Below are 16,851 nucleotides of genomic sequence, written 5' to 3' on the forward strand. Positions count from 1 at the left end.
AAAGCGATTAATAACCAATAATTGCCGAATATTGCGCCACGCTGTTCGCAACCTAACCAAACAGTCACATTCCGGGCGATTTCGATGAAAAAGGGGTTGACGCTTCAAGGCTCAATACGCATAATGCGCCCCGCAACGCCGATAAGGTAAGCGCGAAAAAAGAGGGCTACGTAGCTCAGTTGGTTAGAGCACATCACTCATAATGATGGGGTCACAGGTTCGAATCCCGTCGTAGCCACCATCTTTTTTGCGGGAGTGGCGAAATTGGTAGACGCACCAGATTTAGGTTCTGGCGCCGCAAGGTGTGCGAGTTCAAGTCTCGCCTCCCGCACCATTCCCATAAAAGCGTTGCACGGATGGGGTATCGCCAAGCGGTAAGGCACCGGTTTTTGATACCGGCATTCCCTGGTTCGAATCCAGGTACCCCAGCCATTTTTCTTCGAGTTTGCGGATTACCGCGACGGTCATTGGGGTATCGCCAAGCGGTAAGGCACCGGTTTTTGATACCGGCATTCCCTGGTTCGAATCCAGGTACCCCAGCCATCGAAGAAACACCCTGGCTACGTAGCTCAGTTGGTTAGAGCACATCACTCATAATGATGGGGTCACAGGTTCGAATCCCGTCGTAGCCACCATATTCAGAACACGTTAGTTTCTTTAAACGGGTTCAAAAACAATTTGTTGGGGTATCGCCAAGCGGTAAGGCACCGGATTCTGATTCCGGCATTCCGAGGTTCGAATCCTCGTACCCCAGCCAAATTTCAAGATGTACTGCACTATTGGATATCTCCAGGCTGTAAAGCACCGGGCTGAGTCCGGCGCGAGATAACCGACATACCATTGGGGTATCGCCAAGCGGTAAGGCACCGGATTCTGATTCCGGCATTCCGAGGTTCGAATCCTCGTACCCCAGCCACATCAGAAAAGCTCGCTTCGGCGAGCTTTTTGCTTTTCTGCTAGTGACCAACGAACAGGCCTGATAAGCGTACCGCCATCAGGCCTTTATCAACGCTACAGCCCTAATGCGTATTTCAGCGCCTGACGTTTCAACATGCCAGCGCGTTCAGCCGCCATTAGTCCAAGGTTACGAATAATCCGCAGCGGCTGCAGATCATTACTGAATCCGGCGTAGAACAGATCCATCCCGCTTTGCATGATGAAGTTATCTGCCATGCGCCGGGTCTGGTAACGTTTCAGAACCGGCTGACTCGCCCAGGACTCGCCATAACTGCGGGCATTCACCAGCACATCAATCAGCGCATCCACGTCGCGATAGCCCAGGTTTACCCCCTGCCCGGCCAGCGGATGAATGGTGTGCGCCGCATCACCAACCAGCGCCAGCCCCGGCTGCACATATTGCAGGGCATGACGGCGCGTCAGCGGAAACGCACCTGCCGCGACGGGCATCACCTGTCCCAGACGCGCCGGGAAATGCTTCGCGATCTCCGTCTGAAGCTGCGACATACTTAGCCCCTGCAACTGACGGATCCGCGCCGGTGAGTCATACCACACCAGCGATGCCCAGTTATCGAACAGCGGCAGAAACGCGCGCGGCCCCTCCGGCGTAAACTGCTGCCAGGTGCTGTCACCAGGGTCATTCTCGCACTGAACGGTAATCAGCATACAGGATTGCGCATACTGCCAGGCGTGAATGCCAATGCCGGCCATCTGCCGCACCTGCGAATTTGCGCCATCCGCGCCAATCACCAGTTTTGCGGTGATTCGCTCGCCACCGGCCAGTTCCAGCTCATGACGTTCGTTATGGCGATGCAGCGCAATCAGCGAAGCCGGAACCCGCAGCGTCACTTTCGGATGCGCTTCCAGCGCCTGCCAGAGCGCCTGTTGCAAAACGTTGTTTTCAACCATATACCCAAGTAGCGGCAGCTTCAGTTCGCTGGCGTCAAACACCACATGTGCGTTTTCCCACTCCCAGGTTTCCAGTCGACGATAGGGATGACTGCGCATCCCCTGCACGGCATCCCAGACGCCGAGTCCCTTCAGCAGTGAAACCGAGGCGGCGCTGATCGCCGAAATACGCACGTCCGGCTGGCTGTGTGCAACAAACGGCGCAGGCGCGGCGTGTTCAATCACCGTTACTGTGAAGCCGTGTTGGGCCAGTCCCAGCGCCAGTGCGCCACCGACCATTCCCCCGCCGACAATGGCAATTTCCGTTGGTTGATTTGTCATGGTCAATCATCCTGTTGCATGAATAAGACAAGTTTACAGGATTTTTTACCCCTTGAGGCTGATAACGGTCATACTGGTCACCAGGGCAGCAAAGCATTACACTATGCGCCCTGCAATTCAGCCACTATTTCGCAAGAGCAAGTCGATGACCAAAAAACTCCATATTAAAACCTGGGGCTGTCAGATGAACGAATACGATTCATCGAAGATGGCCGATCTGCTGGATGCCACTCACGGGTATCAACTGACCGATGTGGCGGAAGAAGCGGATGTGCTGCTGCTGAATACCTGCTCAATCCGCGAGAAGGCTCAGGAAAAAGTCTTCCATCAGTTGGGCCGCTGGAAGCTCTTGAAAGAGAAAAATCCCGATCTGATCATCGGCGTCGGCGGTTGTGTGGCGTCTCAGGAAGGCGATCATATCCGCCAACGCGCGCACTATGTCGACATTATCTTCGGGCCGCAAACGCTGCATCGCCTGCCGGAAATGATTAACTCCGTTCGCGGCAACCGTAGTCCGGTTGTTGATATTAGCTTCCCGGAGATCGAGAAGTTTGACCGCCTGCCAGAACCGCGTGCGGAAGGTCCGACCGCGTTTGTCTCTATTATGGAAGGCTGCAACAAATATTGTACTTACTGCGTGGTGCCTTACACCCGCGGTGAGGAAGTCAGCCGTCCGTCTGATGACATTCTGTTTGAAATTGCCCAGCTTGCGGCTCAGGGCGTCCGTGAAGTCAATCTGCTTGGCCAGAACGTCAACGCCTGGCGCGGACAAAACTACGACGGTACCACCGGTTCGTTCGCCGACCTGCTGCGTCTTGTTGCCGCCATTGACGGTATCGATCGCATCCGCTTCACCACCAGCCATCCAATCGAGTTCACCGACGACATTATCGACGTCTATCGCGACACGCCGGAACTGGTGAGCTTCCTGCACCTGCCGGTACAGAGCGGTTCGGATCGCGTACTGAATCTGATGGGACGTACCCACACGGCGCTGGAATATAAAGCGATCATTCGCAAGCTGCGTGCGGCACGTCCGGACATTCAGATAAGCTCCGACTTCATCGTCGGCTTCCCGGGTGAAACCACCCAGGACTTCGAGCAGACCATGAAGCTGATTGCTGACGTTAATTTCGACATGAGCTACAGCTTCATCTTCTCTGCACGTCCGGGAACGCCAGCCGCCGATATGGTCGATGATGTGCCGGAAGAAGAGAAGAAACAGCGTCTGTATATTCTTCAGGATCGCATTAACCAGCAGGCGATGGCCTGGAGCCGTCGTATGCTCGGCACCGTTCAGCGTATTCTGGTAGAAGGAACGTCGCGTAAGAGCATCATGGAACTGTCTGGTCGTACCGAAAATAACCGCGTGGTGAACTTCGAAGGCACGCCGGAGATGATTGGTAAATTTGTCGATGTGGAAATTACCGATGTCTGGACCAACTCACTGCGCGGGAAAGTGGTGCGTACCGAAGACGAAATGGGTCTGCGCATTGCAGAAACCCCGGAATCGGTGATTGCGCGAACCCGTAAAGAGAACGAGATTGGCGTCGGGTTCTGGCAGCCTTAATTCTGCTGAAAACGTCAAAATGCCCGATAACGCTGCGCTTATCGGGCCTACAAAGCACGACGCTTCATAGGCCCGATAAGGCTCTTGTATTTCCTCTCTGCGCCCCCATCTTTATTCCAGTGCTTGCGCCTTTCACCCGTGGCGTGAATAATTTCCTGACAGGCCGGTGAATGTTCGCCTTCCGGCTCCCTATGCATAAGAGGAACAGTTTGAACACAGACACTCGCGAAATTACCCTTGAGCCCGCAGACAACGCCCGCCTGCTGAGCCTTTGCGGCCCGTTTGACGACAACATCAAACAGCTGGAACGCCGTCTCGGCATCGAGATTAACCGCCGTGACAACCATTTTAAACTGACCGGTCGCCCGATTTGCGTCACCGCTGCGGCAGATATCCTGCGCAGCCTGTATGTCGATACTGCGCCGATGCGCGGCCAGACGCAGGATATCGAACCGGAACAAATCCACCTTGCGATTAAAGAAGCGCGTGTGCTTGAGCAGAGCGCTGAGAGCGTTCCCGAGTACGGCAAAGCGGTCAATATCAAAACCAAGCGTGGTGTGATTAAACCGCGTACACCTAACCAGGCGCAGTACATCGCCAACATTCTCGACCATGACATCACCTTCGGCGTCGGTCCTGCCGGTACAGGGAAAACCTACCTCGCCGTTGCCGCTGCCGTGGATGCCCTTGAGCGCCAGGAGATCCGCCGTATTCTGCTGACCCGTCCGGCGGTTGAAGCCGGGGAAAAACTGGGCTTCCTGCCAGGCGATTTGAGCCAGAAGGTCGACCCGTATCTGCGCCCGCTGTATGACGCCCTGTTCGAAATGCTCGGCTTCGAGAAAGTTGAAAAGCTGATTGAGCGCAACGTGATTGAAGTGGCTCCGCTGGCCTATATGCGCGGACGTACACTGAACGATGCCTTTATCATTCTTGATGAAAGTCAGAACACCACTATCGAACAGATGAAGATGTTCCTGACCCGTATCGGCTTTAACTCGAAGGCGGTGATTACCGGCGACGTCACGCAGATTGACCTGCCGCGCAACATCAAATCGGGTCTGCGCCATGCCGTTGAGGTGCTGGCAGAGGTCGACGAGATCAGCTTTAACTTCTTCCACAGCGAAGACGTCGTGCGCCACCCGGTGGTAGCCCGTATCGTTAACGCCTATGAAGCCTGGGAAGAAGCCGAACAAAAACGTAAAGCCGAGCTGGCTGCCGAGCGCAAGCGTGAAGCTCAGGAACAACAGGAACAGAAATGAGTCAGGTGATCCTTGATTTGCAACTGGCGTGCGAGAACAACAGCGGTTTGCCGGAAGAGAGCCAGTTTCAGGCCTGGTTGAATGCGGTTATCCCGCAATTTCAGGAAGAATCAGAAGTGACGATTCGCCTGGTGGACGAGGCCGAAAGCCACGACCTCAATCTGACCTATCGTGGGAAAGATAAGCCGACCAACGTGCTCTCTTTTCCGTTTGAAGCGCCGCCAGGGATTGAAATGCCGCTGCTCGGTGATTTGATCATCTGCCGTCAGGTAGTTGAACAGGAAGCCCGGGATCAAGGTAAGCCGCTGGATGCCCACTGGGCGCACATGGTCGTCCACGGCAGCCTGCATTTGCTGGGTTACGATCATATCGAAGACGACGAGGCAGAAGAGATGGAATCCCTCGAGACAGAGATTATGCTTGCTCTGGGCTATGAGGATCCGTACATTGCCGAGAAGGAATAAGCGACCGGGCGAATGCCCGGTGGTTTCTGGTGATGCCATGCGCTGAGTTTGCGCGCATTGAGCAAGAGATTAACTAACAAGAGAACCCATACGACGCCATGAGCGACGACAATTCACACAGTAGTGACACGTTAAACAGCAAGAAGGGATTTTTCTCCCTGTTACTGAGCCAACTTTTCCACGGTGAACCGAAAAACCGTGATGAATTGCTGGCGCTGATCCGTGATTCCGGGCAGAACGACCTTATCGATGAAGATACGCGCGATATGCTCGAAGGGGTGATGGACATTGCGGACCAGCGCGTTCGCGACATCATGATTCCCCGCTCCCAGATGATTACCCTGAAACGCAACCAGACGCTGGACGAATGCCTCGATGTCATCATCGAGTCCGCCCACTCGCGTTTTCCGGTGATCAGCGAAGACAAAGATCACATTGAAGGGATTCTGATGGCCAAGGACTTGCTGCCGTTTATGCGCAGCGATGCCGAAGCCTTCAGCATGGAGAAAGTGTTACGCCAGGCCGTTGTCGTCCCGGAGAGCAAACGCGTTGACCGTATGCTCAAAGAGTTTCGCTCTCAGCGTTACCATATGGCTATCGTCATCGACGAATTCGGCGGTGTCTCTGGTCTGGTCACCATTGAAGATATCCTCGAACTGATCGTCGGTGAAATCGAAGATGAATACGACGAAGAAGATGATATCGACTTCCGTCAGCTCAGTCGCCATACCTGGACCATTCGCGCGCTCGCGCCGATCGAAGACTTCAATGATGCCTTCGGAACCAGCTTTAGCGACGAAGAGGTCGATACCATTGGGGGTCTGGTGATGCAGGCGTTTGGTCACCTGCCCGCACGGGGTGAAACCATTGATATCGATGGTTACCAGTTCAAAGTGGCCATGGCCGACAGCCGTCGTATTATTCAGGTTCACGTCAGAATTCCGGATGACTCCCCCCAGCCAAAACTGGACGAATAACACCGAACGGGAAGAAGAACTCAATGGCTTTTGCCTCATTACTTGAACGCCAGCGTATTCGCCTGCTGCTGGCGTTATTATTCGGTGCCTGCGGTACGCTGGCTTTTTCTCCTTATGACATCTGGCCCGCTGCGATTGTGTCGCTGATGGGCTTGCAGGCACTCACCCTGAATCGTCGCCCGCGTCAGTCAGCTGCTATCGGCTATTTCTGGGGACTGGGACTCTTCGGTACAGGTATCAACTGGGTTTACGTCAGTATCGCGCAGTTTGGTGGGATGCCAGGCCCGGTGAACGTCTTCCTTGTGGTGCTGCTCGCGGCATACCTTTCGCTGTATACCGGACTGTTTGCTGGCGTGCTTGCGCGTCTGTGGCCGAAAACCAGCTGGCTGCGGGTTGCTATTGCTGCGCCGGTGGTCTGGCAGCTATCGGAATTTCTGCGTGGCTGGGTGCTGACCGGATTTCCATGGCTGCAGTTCGGCTACAGTCAGATCGACGGCCCGCTGAAAGGGCTGGCACCGGTAATGGGTGTCGAAGCCATAAACTTCCTGTTGATGATGGTCAGCGGATTGCTGGTTCTCTCGCTGGTCAGCCGTAACTGGCGTCCGCTGGTGGTCGCCATCGTTCTTTTCGCGCTCCCTTTCCCACTGCGCTATATCCAGTGGTTCACCCTGGAGCCGGAAAGAACAACCCGCGTGTCGCTGGTTCAGGGCAATATCCCGCAGTCGTTGAAATGGGACGAAGGCCAGTTGATGAATACGCTCAAGATCTATCTGGATGCGACGCAGCCCGAAATGGGGAAATCGCAGCTGATCATCTGGCCGGAATCCGCCATTCCGGATCTGGAAATCAGCCAGCAGCGCTTTCTGGGCATGCTGGATGACCTGTTGCGTTCGAAGAACAGCTCGCTGATTACCGGTATTGTCGATGCGCGACTGAACAAGCAGAACCGTTACGACACCTACAACACCATCATCACGTTGGGGAAAGACAATCCTTACCGTTATGACTCCACCAACCGCTACAACAAAAACCATCTGGTGCCGTTTGGTGAGTTTGTGCCGCTGGAATCCATTCTTCGTCCCTTAGCGCCGTTCTTTGACCTGCCGATGTCCTCGTTCAGCCGTGGCCCGTACATTCAGCCGCAACTGCATGCGCACGGTTTAGCACTGACCGCCGCGATTTGCTACGAGATCATTTTGGGTGAACAGGTACGCGATAACTTCCGCCCGGACACGGACTTTCTGCTAACCATCTCCAACGATGCGTGGTTTGGTAAGTCGATTGGTCCGTGGCAGCATTTCCAGATGGCGCGGATGCGCTCGCTGGAGCTGGCACGCCCCCTGCTGCGCAGTACTAACAACGGTATTACAGCGGTGATTGGTCCGCAGGGCGAGATTCAGGCGATGATCCCGCAATTTACGCGCCAGGTGTTAACCGTCGATGTAACGCCAACATCGGGCTTAACGCCATATGCTCGCACCGGCAACTGGCCGCTGTGGCTCCTGACCGCGCTGTTCGGTTTTGCCGCCGTGTTAATGAGTTTGCGTCAACGTCGTAAATAATCGATTACTCCCTGCATCAGGCCGGATAACCGCGCTTACGCGTCTTATCCGGCCTACCATTCTCCATTCTCTTCTTCCATTCTGGCACGCCTATTGCTTTGTTAACAAAGGCAAACCTGTTTTTGGCGTTCAGCGCAACGTCGTCGCACTAAAGCAGTTCACCAGTAGCACCGAAACGGTGCAACGAGGGATTTTTGCCTCTAAACGGTGCGGCGCACTTCGCAAAAATAAACAATAACGCAGCAATATCTTTACATTAAGCCAGACTAAATGTTAACAAACAGGTAAAACACTGCACGCTTAAGTTGCAGGTGATAACAACACAGACACTCACAATAGGTATCACTGCGTCGACGGCGCAGACGATAAGGAGTTGGATATGCAATTACGTAAGCTAGCCGCAGCAATGCTGGTAATGGGAATGTCAGCCGGTCTGGTACATGCGGAAGATGCGGCCCCTGCCGCAGGCAGCACGCTGGACAAGATCGCCAAAAACGGCGTTATCGTCGTCGGTCACCGTGAATCCTCCGTGCCGTTCTCTTATTACGACAATCAGCAGAAAGTGGTGGGTTATTCTCAAGATTACTCCAACGCCATCGTTGAAGCCGTGAAGAAGAAGCTGAACAAGCCCGATCTGCAGGTGAAACTGATCCCGATTACGTCGCAGAACCGTATTCCGCTGCTGCAAAACGGCACTTTCGACTTTGAGTGCGGGTCCACCACCAACAACCTTGAGCGCCAGAAACAGGCCGCTTTCTCTGACACCATCTTTGTCGTCGGCACCCGTCTGCTGGCGAAAAAAGGCGGCGACATTAAAGACTTCCCGGACCTGAAAGGCAAAGCGGTTGTTGTCACCTCAGGTACCACCTCTGAAATTCTGCTGCACAAGCTGAACGACGAGCAAAAAATGGATATGCGTATCATCAGCGCTAAAGACCACGGTGACTCTTTCCGTACCCTGGAAAGCGGTCGCGCCGTTGCCTTTATGATGGATGATGCCCTGCTGGCCGGTGAACGCGCGAAGGCGAAGAAACCGGACAACTGGGAAATCGTCGGCAAACCACAGTCTCAGGAAGCTTACGGCTGCATGCTGCGTAAGAACGATCCTGAGTTCAAAAAGCTGATGGATGACACCATCGCCCAGGCGCAGACTTCAGGCGAAGCCGCGAAATGGTTTGATAAGTGGTTCAAAAATCCGATCCCACCGAAAAACCTGAACATGAACTTCGAACTGTCGGACGAAATGCAAGCGCTGTTCAAAGAACCGAATGATAAAGCACTTAACTAACTAGAACGAAATGGGGCGGGAACTCCTTGCCCTCTCGATTGCTATGCAGCACGGACAGACTATATGCCTGATGGTCGTTCCCCATCAGGCCTGAAAACCGAAGTACGCTGGATAACAATCTTCGAGGGTAGCGCTGCTACCCTTATTTTTTCGGAGTAGATGTATGTCAATAGACTGGAACTGGGGCATCTTTTTACAACAGGCCCCATTCGGCAACACCACCTATCTCGGCTGGCTCTGGAGCGGTTTCCAGGTTACCGTCGCACTTTCCATCACCGCCTGGATCATTGCCTTCCTGGTCGGTTCTTTATTTGGCATTTTACGCACCGTCCCGAATCGCTTCTTTTCCGGGATCGGCACCCTGTATGTAGAACTGTTCCGTAACGTACCGCTGATCGTCCAGTTCTTCACCTGGTATCTGGTGGTGCCTGAACTGCTGCCAGAAGATCTTGGCATGTGGTTTAAGGCAGAACTGGATCCCAATATTCAGTTCTTCGTATCGTCCATGCTCTGTCTGGGGCTGTTTACCGCCGCGCGCGTTTGCGAACAGGTTCGTGCCGCCATTCAGTCACTGCCACGCGGTCAATAAAACGCAGCGCTGGCGATGGGACTGACCCTGCCGCAGGCCTACCGCTACGTGTTGTTGCCTAACGCCTATCGGGTGATCGTCCCGCCAATGACCTCTGAGATGATGAACCTGGTGAAAAACTCCGCCATCGCCTCGACCATCGGTCTGGTCGATATGGCCGCGCAGGCCGGGAAGCTGCTCGATTACTCGGCGCATGCCTGGGAGTCATTTACCGCCATTACCCTGGCGTACGTGTTGATTAATGCCTTCATCATGCTGGTGATGAGTCTGGTGGAACGTAAAATCCGCCTGCCTGGCAATCTGGGAGGCAAATAATGTACGAATTCGACTGGAGTTCAATTGTCCCTTCCCTGCCCTATCTGCTGGATGGGCTGCTCATTACGCTGAAAATTACCGTCACCGCGGTGATTATCGGTATTGTCTGGGGCACTATTCTCGCCGTTATGCGCCTTTCCAGTTTTGCGCCTGTCGCCTGGTTTGCTAAAGCGTACGTTAACGTCTTCCGCTCCATCCCGCTGGTGATGGTACTGTTGTGGTTCTACCTGATTGTGCCGGGGCTATTACAGGACGTACTGGGGCTGTCGCCGAAAACCGATATTCGCCTGATTTCGGCGATGGTCGCATTTTCGATGTTTGAAGCCGCCTATTACTCCGAAATTATCCGTGCGGGCATCCAGAGTATTTCCCGCGGACAGTCAAGTGCGGCGCTGGCGTTGGGGATGACCCACTGGCAGTCAATGAAGCTCATCATTTTGCCGCAGGCGTTTCGCGCGATGGTGCCGCTGCTGCTGACGCAGGGCATCGTCCTGTTCCAGGATACGTCTCTGGTGTACGTCTTAAGTCTCGCGGATTTCTTCCGCACTGCGTCTACGATTGGCGAGCGTGATGGTACACAGGTCGAAATGATCCTGTTTGCCGGTGCCGTTTACTTTGTTATCAGCCTGAGCGCGTCGTTGTTGGTCAGCTATTTGAAGAAAAGGACAGTTTAATGATTACCCTGAAAAATGTTTCTAAATGGTATGGTCACTTTCAGGTGCTGACCGACTGCTCCACGGAAGTGAAAAAAGGCGAAGTGGTGGTCGTCTGCGGCCCGTCAGGTTCCGGAAAGTCGACGCTGATCAAAACCGTTAACGGCCTGGAGCCGGTGCAAAAAGGTGAAATCACCGTGAACGGTATCATGGTCAACGACAAAAAAACCGATCTGGCGAAGTTACGCTCACGCGTCGGGATGGTGTTCCAGCACTTTGAGCTGTTCCCGCATCTGTCGATTATTGAAAACCTGACCCTGGCGCAGGTAAAAGTGCTTAAGCGTGATAAAGCCCCGGCGCGTGAAAAAGCGCAGAAGTTGCTGGAACGCGTGGGCCTTGCCGCGCATGCCAATAAATATCCAGCGCAGCTTTCCGGCGGCCAGCAGCAGCGTGTGGCGATTGCCCGCGCGCTGTGTATGGATCCTATCGCCATGCTGTTCGATGAGCCCACTTCGGCGCTTGATCCAGAGATGATCAACGAAGTACTGGACGTTATGGTTGAACTGGCCAACGAAGGGATGACCATGATGGTGGTGACCCATGAAATGGGCTTTGCCCGCAAAGTGGCGAATCGGGTGATCTTTATGGACGAAGGAAAAATCGTTGAGGACTCACCGAAAGAAGAGTTCTTCGCTAACCCGAAATCCGAACGCGCAAAAGACTTCCTCGCCAAAATCCTGCATTAATCTTTTCGGCGCGCATGTCAGAGTGCGCGCCATCTCACGCTTTCTTGCCTCGCTCCTCGAATCATTTTCACCCCAGCGTTACCCTTGCCACAATGTAGCATTCATAAGGAGCAACAATGGCACTGCCAATAATTATAGATTGCGACCCGGGTCATGATGACGCGATCGCACTGGTTCTCGCCCTCGCCTCACCGGAACTTGACGTTAAAGCCATCACCTCATCCGCAGGAAACCAGACACCCGATAAAACGCGACGCAACGTATTGCGAATGTTAACGCTGCTGAACCGCACGGACATTCCAGTGGCGGGCGGCGCGCCCAAGCCCCTGATGCGTGAACTGATCATTGCCGATAACGTCCACGGTGAAAGCGGACTGGATGGCCCGGCGCTACCGGAACCCGCCTTTGCGCCGCAGCCATGCACCGCCGTTGAGCTAATGGCAAAGACGTTGCGCGAGAGCACACAACCGGTCACCCTTGTCTCAACCGGGCCGCAAACCAACGTCGCACTGTTACTGAACAGCCATCCTGAACTGCGTGACAAAATCGCCCGTATCGTGATCATGGGCGGCGCGATGGGGTTGGGCAACTGGACGCCTGCCGCCGAATTCAATATCTATGTCGACCCTGAAGCCGCAGAAATCGTCTTCCAGTCGGGGATTCCGGTGGTGATGGCCGGTCTGGACGTCACGCATAAAGCACAAATTCATGTCGAAGATACCGAACGCTTCCGCGCCATTGGTAACCCGGTTTCCACGATCGTTGCCGAGCTACTCGACTTCTTCCTCGAGTATCATAAAGATGAGAAATGGGGATTTACCGGCGCACCGCTGCACGACCCGTGCACCATCGCCTGGCTGTTGAAACCCGAACTGTTTACCACCGTTGAACGCTGGGTTGGGGTGGAAACACAGGGGAAATACACTCAGGGGATGACCGTGGTGGACTATTACTTCCTGACGGGCAATAAACCGAATGCCACCGTGATGGTGGATGTCGATCGTCAGGGATTTGTAGACCTGCTGGCAGAACGGCTACAGTTTTACGCGTGACCAATGCCGGACGGTGCTGACGCTTATTCGGCCTACGTAATGAGTCACCGTAGGCCTGATAAGATGCGTCAACCTCGGCATCAGACTAGATTACGGTTCAAACGGACGACGCTGGAACTGGTCGTGTCCGCATTTTGGGCACAATGGCAACACATCCGGCGTATACACCGCTAAGTGAAAATGACACTTCTCACAGACCAGATTGCCCAGCCCCACCACTTCGCCGCTGTGATATACCCCGTGATGGCTTAGATCCTGAAACACTTCACGCCATTCGAGCTGCGTTTTGTCGGTGATATCCGCCAGTTCCTGCCACAGGCTCTCTTTGATTACCCGCATAAAGACGCTGTCGGACTCCTCTTCCAGACTCTCTTCGTAGCTGATGGCAAACTCTTCCAGGTCACGTCTGACAGCGCGCGTCAGTTCGTCCACTTCGGTTCGCGTTAACTCCCCGGCCTGCAAAACCTGCAGCCGCGCCTGTTCCACCAGCGCATCGATATCACGCTCGCCATTGCGCAGACGTTCACTTAATGACGCCACCAGTTCACGGTAGTATTGAGCAACCTTGTTCATCGTTTCGCCTCCTGGGTCGTTAACTGTCTATAATAATAGACGTTATTTGGGTTACGCTTTGCAAGACTGTCCACAGAGTGTGTAAATTCGTGCAAGGATTATCGTGGCGTGAATTCGAACCTGAATGCGCGAAAGGCTGTTTTGACGCGGGCGTTTGGGCTATGCTATGCGGATCTGAAACACCACATCGAAGCTACGTTTGTAGCTGTATTGAAAACAGGACCACTGGCTGCCATGCAAGAGCAATACCGCCCGGAAGAGATAGAATCCAAAGTACAGCTTCACTGGGATGAGAAGCGCACATTTGAAGTTACCGAAGACGAGAGCAAAGAGAAGTATTACTGCCTGTCTATGCTTCCCTATCCTTCTGGTCGACTACACATGGGCCACGTACGTAACTACACCATCGGTGACGTGATCGCCCGTTATCAGCGCATGCTGGGCAAAAACGTGCTGCAGCCTATCGGCTGGGACGCATTCGGCCTGCCTGCAGAAGGCGCGGCGGTGAAAAACAACACCGCGCCGGCACCGTGGACCTACGATAATATCGCCTACATGAAGAACCAGCTCAAAATGCTGGGCTTTGGCTATGACTGGAGCCGCGAGCTGGCGACCTGTACCCCGGAATACTATCGCTGGGAGCAGAAATTCTTCACCGAACTGTACAAAAAAGGTCTGGTCTACAAAAAGACCTCTGCGGTCAACTGGTGCCCGAACGATCAGACCGTACTGGCGAACGAACAGGTTATCGACGGCTGCTGCTGGCGCTGCGACACCAAAGTTGAGCGTAAAGAGATCCCGCAGTGGTTTATTAAAATCACCGCCTATGCCGATGAACTGCTCAACGATCTGGATAAACTGGATCACTGGCCTGACACTGTGAAAACGATGCAGCGCAACTGGATTGGTCGTTCTGAAGGCGTGGAAATCACCTTCAACGTGAACGATTATGACAACACGCTGACCGTTTACACCACCCGCCCGGACACCTTTATGGGTGCCACCTACCTGGCGGTTGCCGCTGGTCACCCGCTGGCGCAGAAAGCGGCAGAGAACAACCCTGAACTGGCAGCCTTTATCGACGAATGCCGTAACACCAAAGTGGCCGAAGCTGACATGGCGACCATGGAGAAAAAAGGCGTCGATACCGGCTTTAAGGCGGTTCACCCGCTGACTGGCGAAGCAATCCCGGTCTGGGCGGCTAACTTTGTGCTGATGGAATACGGCACCGGCGCGGTCATGGCCGTACCGGGTCACGATCAGCGCGACTACGAATTTGCCACCAAATACGGCTTAACCATTAAACCGGTTATCCTGGCAGCCGATGGTTCAGAGCCGGATCTTTCCGAACAGGCGATGACCGATAAAGGCGTTCTGTTTAACTCTGGCGAATTTGACGGTCTGGCCTTCGACGCGGCCTTCAACGCCATTGCCGATAAGCTGGCCGCCAAAGGCGTGGGCGAGCGTAAGATCAACTACCGTCTGCGCGACTGGGGCGTTTCCCGTCAGCGTTACTGGGGTGCGCCGATCCCGATGGTCACGCTGGAAGACGGCACCGTGCTGCCAACGCCGGAAGATCAATTGCCGGTGATCCTGCCGGAAGATGTCGTGATGGACGGTATCACCAGCCCAATTAAAGCCGATCCTGAATGGGCAAAAACCACCGTCAACGGTCAGCCTGCGCTGCGTGAAACCGACACCTTTGACACCTTTATGGAGTCATCCTGGTACTATGCGCGCTACACCTGTCCGCAGTATCAGGAAGGGATGCTGGATTCCAAAGCGGCAAACTACTGGCTGCCGGTTGATATCTATATCGGCGGCATCGAACACGCCATCATGCACCTGCTCTACTTCCGCTTCTTCCACAAACTGATGCGCGATGCCGGCATGGTGAACTCTGACGAACCGGCGAAACAGTTGCTGTGTCAGGGGATGGTACTGGCGGATGCGTTCTACTATGTGGGCGAAAACGGCGAGCGTAACTGGGTTTCTCCGGTGGATGCGATCGTTGAACGCGACGAGAAAGGCCGTATCGTGAAGGCGAAAGACGCGGCGGGCCATGAGCTGGTGTATACCGGCATGAGCAAAATGTCCAAGTCGAAAAACAACGGTATCGACCCGCAGGTAATGGTTGAGCGTTACGGCGCGGATACCGTGCGTCTCTTTATGATGTTCGCCTCTCCGGCTGATATGACGCTGGAATGGCAGGAGTCCGGCGTGGAAGGCGCTAACCGCTTCCTGAAACGTGTCTGGAAACTGGTGTATGAACACACTTCCCGTGGCGATGTTGCGCCGCTGAACGTTGACGCGCTGACAGAAGATCAGAAAGCGCTGCGTCGCGATGTACACAAAACGATCGCCAAAGTGACCGATGATATCGGCCGCCGTCAGACCTTCAACACCGCGATTGCCGCCGTGATGGAACTGATGAACAAGCTGGCGAAAGCCCCGCAGGATGACGAGCAGGATCGCGCGCTGATGCAGGAAGCGCTGCTGGCAGTAGTCCGGATGCTTAACCCGTTCACCCCACACGTCTGCTTTACGCTGTGGCAGGCGCTGAAAGGCGAAGGCGACATCGACAACGCGCCGTGGCCGGTCGCGGACAACGCCGCAATGGTCGAAGACTCCACGCTGGTCGTGGTTCAGGTTAACGGCAAGGTGCGCGGTAAAATCACCGTTCCGGTGAATGCGACAGAAGAGCAGGTTCGTGAACGTGCGGGACAGGAACATCTGGTCGCTAAATATCTTGATGGCGTTACCGTGCGTAAAGTGATTTACGTACCGGGTAAACTCCTCAATCTGGTCGTTGGCTAAGCGCGGGAGGAAGCGTGCGATATCTGGCAACATTGTTGTTATCTCTGGCGGTGTTAACCACCGCCGGATGTGGCTGGCACCTGCGCAATACCACGCAGGTACCGGACACCATGAAAACCATGATTCTGGACACGGGGGATCCGAACGGTCCGCTAAGCCGTGCGGTGCGTAACCAACTGCGTCTGAACGACGTTGAGCTGCTGGATAAGAGTACGCTGCGTAAAGACGTACCGTCTCTGCGTCTGGGTCGGGTCAGCATTTCGAAAGATACCGCATCTGTCTTCCAGAATGGGCAGACAGCGGAATATCAGATGATTATGACGGTTAATGCGTCAGTATTGATTCCTGGTCACGATATTTATCCTATCAGCGTCCGGGTATTCCGTTCGTTCTTCGACAACCCACAGATGGCGCTGGCGAAGGATAACGAGCAGGATATGATCATCAAAGAAATGTACGACAGAGCGGCGGAGCAATTAATTCGTAAGCTGCCAAGCGTACATGCTGCGGATCGTCTCTCATCGCAAGAAGAGGTTGCCGTTGACGATAAAGAAGCGGCTTCCGCTTCCTCTTCAACGCGTGTCTCCAGCACGCTGGGTAACTGATGATTCGGTTGTACCCTGAACAACTCCGCGCGCAACTCTCTGAAGGGTTGCGCGCGGCGTATCTGCTCCTTGGAAACGACCCATTGTTGTTGCAGGAAGGCCAGGATGTCATCCGTCAGGTTGCGGCAACGCAGGGGTTCGACGAACACCACACGTTTACTCTCGACAACAATACCGACTGGAACGCATTGTTC

13 protein-coding genes, 7 tRNA genes and 2 pseudogenes are annotated in these 16,851 nt (G+C 54.4%); 20 read left to right on the plus strand and 2 right to left on the minus strand.

The window, feature by feature from the left end:
* Positions 1-164 precede the first annotated feature (164 nt).
* The 7 genes from AB7E14_RS07990 to AB7E14_RS08020 all read left to right on the plus strand — a co-directional run bounded on the left by AB7E14_RS07990 (position 165) and on the right by AB7E14_RS08020 (position 916).
* Positions 165-241 (plus strand) — tRNA-Met (locus tag AB7E14_RS07990).
* 8 nt (positions 242-249) lie between these two features.
* Positions 250-334: transfer RNA gene (locus AB7E14_RS07995), tRNA-Leu, on the plus strand.
* 23 nt (positions 335-357) lie between these two features.
* Positions 358-432: transfer RNA gene (locus AB7E14_RS08000), tRNA-Gln, on the plus strand.
* A 36-nt stretch (positions 433-468) separates the two neighbouring features.
* Positions 469-543 (plus strand) — tRNA-Gln (locus AB7E14_RS08005).
* 15 nt (positions 544-558) lie between these two features.
* Positions 559-635, plus strand: a tRNA-Met gene (locus tag AB7E14_RS08010).
* A 47-nt stretch (positions 636-682) separates the two neighbouring features.
* Positions 683-757, plus strand: a tRNA-Gln gene (locus AB7E14_RS08015).
* A gap of 84 nt (positions 758-841) precedes the next feature.
* Positions 842-916, plus strand: a tRNA-Gln gene (locus tag AB7E14_RS08020).
* A gap of 95 nt (positions 917-1,011) precedes the next feature.
* Here AB7E14_RS08020 and ubiF read toward each other — a convergent pair.
* Positions 1,012-2,187 carry a 3-demethoxyubiquinol 3-hydroxylase gene (gene ubiF / locus AB7E14_RS08025; RefSeq protein WP_316961905.1) on the minus strand — a complete coding sequence of 392 codons (1,176 nt, stop codon included), beginning with the start codon at positions 2,185-2,187 and terminating at the stop codon, positions 1,012-1,014.
* 145 nt (positions 2,188-2,332) lie between these two features.
* Here ubiF and miaB point away from each other — a divergent pair, with 145 nt between their 5' ends.
* From miaB to rihA, 10 genes and pseudogenes are all read left to right on the plus strand, one after another.
* Entirely contained in the window at positions 2,333-3,757 is a 1,425-nt protein-coding gene (miaB, locus tag AB7E14_RS08030) for a tRNA (N6-isopentenyl adenosine(37)-C2)-methylthiotransferase MiaB (protein WP_043001407.1), read from the plus strand.
* A gap of 209 nt (positions 3,758-3,966) precedes the next feature.
* Positions 3,967-5,016: a PhoH family protein gene (locus AB7E14_RS08035; RefSeq protein ID WP_043001408.1), complete on the plus strand. Its 1,050-nt coding sequence runs from the start codon at positions 3,967-3,969 to the stop codon at positions 5,014-5,016.
* Entirely contained in the window at positions 5,013-5,480 is a 468-nt protein-coding gene (gene ybeY, locus AB7E14_RS08040; protein WP_043001409.1) for an rRNA maturation RNase YbeY, read from the plus strand. The genes AB7E14_RS08035 and ybeY overlap by 4 nt, the downstream gene beginning before the upstream one ends.
* A 98-nt stretch (positions 5,481-5,578) precedes the next feature.
* On the plus strand, positions 5,579-6,457 hold the full coding sequence (gene corC / locus AB7E14_RS08045) for a CNNM family magnesium/cobalt transport protein CorC (protein ID WP_043001410.1): 879 nt from the start codon (positions 5,579-5,581) through the stop codon (positions 6,455-6,457).
* 23 nt (positions 6,458-6,480) lie between these two features.
* On the plus strand, positions 6,481-8,019 hold the full coding sequence (lnt, locus tag AB7E14_RS08050; protein WP_316961906.1) for an apolipoprotein N-acyltransferase: 1,539 nt from the start codon (positions 6,481-6,483) through the stop codon (positions 8,017-8,019).
* A gap of 379 nt (positions 8,020-8,398) precedes the next feature.
* Positions 8,399-9,307 (plus strand): amino acid ABC transporter substrate-binding protein, encoded by a 909-nt coding sequence (locus AB7E14_RS08055; RefSeq protein ID WP_043001412.1) that lies wholly within the window; start codon positions 8,399-8,401, stop codon positions 9,305-9,307.
* Between the two features lie 163 nt (positions 9,308-9,470).
* Positions 9,471-10,211, plus strand: a pseudogene (gene gltJ, locus AB7E14_RS08060) (glutamate/aspartate ABC transporter permease GltJ).
* A complete protein-coding gene (gene gltK, locus AB7E14_RS08065; RefSeq protein WP_043001414.1) occupies positions 10,211-10,885 on the plus strand; it encodes a glutamate/aspartate ABC transporter permease GltK in 675 nt (224 codons plus the stop codon). The pseudogene gltJ and the gene gltK overlap by 1 nt, the downstream one beginning before the upstream one ends.
* The gene (gltL, locus tag AB7E14_RS08070; RefSeq protein ID WP_043001415.1) at positions 10,885-11,610 is read left to right on the plus strand and encodes a glutamate/aspartate ABC transporter ATP-binding protein GltL; all 726 of its coding nucleotides are present in this window, start codon (positions 10,885-10,887) and stop codon (positions 11,608-11,610) included. Before gltK ends, gltL begins: the two co-directional genes overlap by 1 nt.
* Before the next feature lie 116 nt (positions 11,611-11,726).
* Entirely contained in the window at positions 11,727-12,662 is a 936-nt protein-coding gene (gene rihA, locus AB7E14_RS08075) for a pyrimidine-specific ribonucleoside hydrolase RihA (protein ID WP_316961907.1), read from the plus strand.
* Between the two features lie 90 nt (positions 12,663-12,752).
* Here the strand turns inward: rihA and AB7E14_RS08080 are convergent, their stop codons facing one another.
* Entirely contained in the window at positions 12,753-13,235 is a 483-nt protein-coding gene (locus AB7E14_RS08080; RefSeq protein ID WP_316961908.1) for a zinc ribbon-containing protein, read from the minus strand.
* 234 nt (positions 13,236-13,469) lie between these two features.
* Here AB7E14_RS08080 and leuS point away from each other — a divergent pair, with 234 nt between their 5' ends.
* The 3 genes and pseudogenes from leuS to holA form a co-directional block, all read left to right on the plus strand.
* A complete protein-coding gene (gene leuS / locus AB7E14_RS08085) occupies positions 13,470-16,052 on the plus strand; it encodes a leucine--tRNA ligase (RefSeq protein WP_216081692.1) in 2,583 nt (860 codons plus the stop codon).
* Between the two features lie 14 nt (positions 16,053-16,066).
* Positions 16,067-16,657: an LPS assembly lipoprotein LptE gene (gene lptE / locus AB7E14_RS08090; RefSeq protein ID WP_044328083.1), complete on the plus strand. Its 591-nt coding sequence runs from the start codon at positions 16,067-16,069 to the stop codon at positions 16,655-16,657.
* Positions 16,657-16,851, plus strand: a pseudogene (gene holA / locus AB7E14_RS08095) (DNA polymerase III subunit delta); the annotation flags it as partial. The gene lptE and the pseudogene holA, both read left to right, overlap by 1 nt.

The sequence above is a fragment of the Citrobacter sp. genome (assembly GCF_050252275.1).
GTDB lineage: Bacteria > Pseudomonadota > Gammaproteobacteria > Enterobacterales > Enterobacteriaceae > Citrobacter_A > Citrobacter_A amalonaticus.

Bases quoted from the DNA above. Each gene is read 5' to 3' on its own strand.
- ubiF (WP_316961905.1), bottom strand. From the start codon at position 2,187: ATGACAAATCAACCAACGGAAATTGCCATTGTCGGCGGGGGAATGGTC.
- miaB (WP_043001407.1), top strand. From the start codon at position 2,333: ATGACCAAAAAACTCCATATTAAAACCTGGGGCTGTCAGATGAACGAA.
- ybeY (WP_043001409.1), top strand. From the start codon at position 5,013: ATGAGTCAGGTGATCCTTGATTTGCAACTGGCGTGCGAGAACAACAGC.
- corC (WP_043001410.1), top strand. From the start codon at position 5,579: ATGAGCGACGACAATTCACACAGTAGTGACACGTTAAACAGCAAGAAG.
- lnt (WP_316961906.1), top strand. From the start codon at position 6,481: ATGGCTTTTGCCTCATTACTTGAACGCCAGCGTATTCGCCTGCTGCTG.
- AB7E14_RS08055 (WP_043001412.1), top strand. From the start codon at position 8,399: ATGCAATTACGTAAGCTAGCCGCAGCAATGCTGGTAATGGGAATGTCA.
- gltK (WP_043001414.1), top strand. From the start codon at position 10,211: ATGTACGAATTCGACTGGAGTTCAATTGTCCCTTCCCTGCCCTATCTG.
- gltL (WP_043001415.1), top strand. From the start codon at position 10,885: ATGATTACCCTGAAAAATGTTTCTAAATGGTATGGTCACTTTCAGGTG.
- rihA (WP_316961907.1), top strand. From the start codon at position 11,727: ATGGCACTGCCAATAATTATAGATTGCGACCCGGGTCATGATGACGCG.
- AB7E14_RS08080 (WP_316961908.1), bottom strand. From the start codon at position 13,235: ATGAACAAGGTTGCTCAATACTACCGTGAACTGGTGGCGTCATTAAGT.
- leuS (WP_216081692.1), top strand. From the start codon at position 13,470: ATGCAAGAGCAATACCGCCCGGAAGAGATAGAATCCAAAGTACAGCTT.